Raw genomic sequence first — 1,927 nt, forward strand, 5'->3', positions numbered from 1 at the left:
GCTTACAGGGATGTACTTGCAGCGTGTCCCGCGACGCTGCACACCCCCGCCCAGGCCCAGTCACTCGCAGGCATTCGCTCTACACTGACACAAAAAAAAGCCGCGACGCCTCTCAGCGCCGCGGCTCACCTCGCGGGGGAGGCAACGCGTCCAACCGGACGCGCCGAGGTCAAAACATGTGCAACCCACCGTTCACCGCGTAATCGGCACCGGTCACGTAGGCCGCATCATCCGACGCCAGCCACGCGCACAGGCTCGCCACTTCCTCCGGCTTGCCCAGCCGGCGGATMGGCACCGACCCGGCCAGCCGGTCCAGCACGTCCGGCGGAAAACTGCTGATCGACTGGCTGGCGATATACCCCGGCGAAATCGTATTCACCGTCACCCCGCGTGCGGCCACCTCATTGGCCAGCGCACGGCTGAAGCCATGCATGGCCGCCTTGGCCGTAGCGAAATTGACCTGCCCGATCTGGCCCTTGTGCGCGCTCACCGAACCGATGTTCACGATCCGRCCCCAGCCACGCGCGGTCATCCCGTCGATCACCTGTTTGGTGATGTTGAACAACGCATGCAGATTCGAGCCCATCACCGCGTTCCAGTCGTCCGGACTCATCTGCCGGAACAGCACGTCGCGGCTGCCGCCGGCATTGTTGACCAGCACGTCGATCTCACCGACCTCCGCCTTGACCTTGGCAAACGCCGCCACCGTCGACGACCAGTCCGCGGCATTGCCCTCCGAAGCAATGAAGTCGAAGCCCAGCTCGCGCTGCTCGCGCAGCCAGCCGGCCTTGCGTGGCGAGTTCGGTGCGCAACCGGCGACCACCGTGTGGCCGTTGCGCGCCAGTTTCTGGCAGATGGCCGTGCCAACACTGCCCATGCCGCTGGTGACGTAAGCGATGCGAAGCGTCATTGCTGAAGACTCCTTGGTAACCGGATCAGGGCRCGGCCCATCAGGCCGCGATGGGATACAGACCGAACAGCAGGCCACCGACCATCAACAGCAGCGAGATGGCGATCGCCCACTTCAGGGTGAATTTCTGGTGGTCGGCAAACTCCACTTTGGCCAGGCCCACCAGCAGGTAAGTCGAGGGCACCAGCGGGCTGAGCAGGTGCACTGGCTGCCCGGCCAGCGACGCACGCGCCATCTCCACCGGGGTGATGCCGTAGGTGCCGGCAGCCTCGGACAGGATTGGCAGCACGCCGAAGTAGAAGGCGTCGTTGGACATGAAGAAGGTGAACGGCATGGATGCGATCGCGGTGATCACCGCAAGATACGGGCCCCAGCTGTCGGGGATGATCGCCAGGAAGCTGTGCGACATCGCCTCGACCATGCCGGTGTTGTTGAGGATGCCGGTGAAAATACCTGCGGCGAAGATCAGCGCCACCACCGACAGCACGTTGCCGGCATGGTTGACCACGCGGCGGCGCTGCTCGGCCAAGTTGGGGTAGTTGATCACCAGCGCGATCGCAAAGCCCACCATGAACAGCACCGGCATCGGCAGCACGCCCAGGATCAACGCCGTCATCAGCGCGATGGTCAGCGCCAGGTTCACCCACAGCAGCTTGGGGCGCTTGACGTCTTCGGCGTCTTCGACGGTCGGCAGCGCATTGCCATCGTCGGACACGCTGTTGTCCATCCAGCTGCCACCCTGCGGCAGGCTCACCACGCCCAGGCGGCGGCGCTCCTTCAGGCCCAGATACCAGGCCAGCAGCAGCACGCCGGCGCAGGCGATCACCATCGAGGGGATCAGCGGCACGAAGACATCGGCCGGGTCCACGTGCAGCGCGGTGGCCGCGCGCGCGGTCGGCCCACCCCACGGGGTCAGATTCATCACGCCACCGGCGAGGATGGTTACGCAGGTCATGTTGAGCGCGTTCATGCCAAGCCGTTGGTACAGCGGCAGCATCGCCGACACGGTGATCATGT

2 protein-coding genes are annotated in these 1,927 nt (G+C 65.1%); both read right to left on the reverse strand.

The window, feature by feature from the left end; translation table 11 throughout:
- Positions 1-169 precede the first annotated feature (169 nt).
- Positions 170-910, reverse strand: coding sequence for an acetoacetyl-CoA reductase (gene phbB, locus ACXJKH_RS19495; protein WP_256776519.1), 741 nt, complete (start codon positions 908-910; stop codon positions 170-172).
- Positions 911-950: 40 nt separating this feature from the next.
- Positions 951-1,927 (reverse strand): CitMHS family transporter (locus ACXJKH_RS19500; protein WP_457321849.1); only part of this gene is annotated, 977 nt, incomplete at its 5' end.

This window comes from Stenotrophomonas sp. P5_B8 (genome assembly GCF_054049855.1).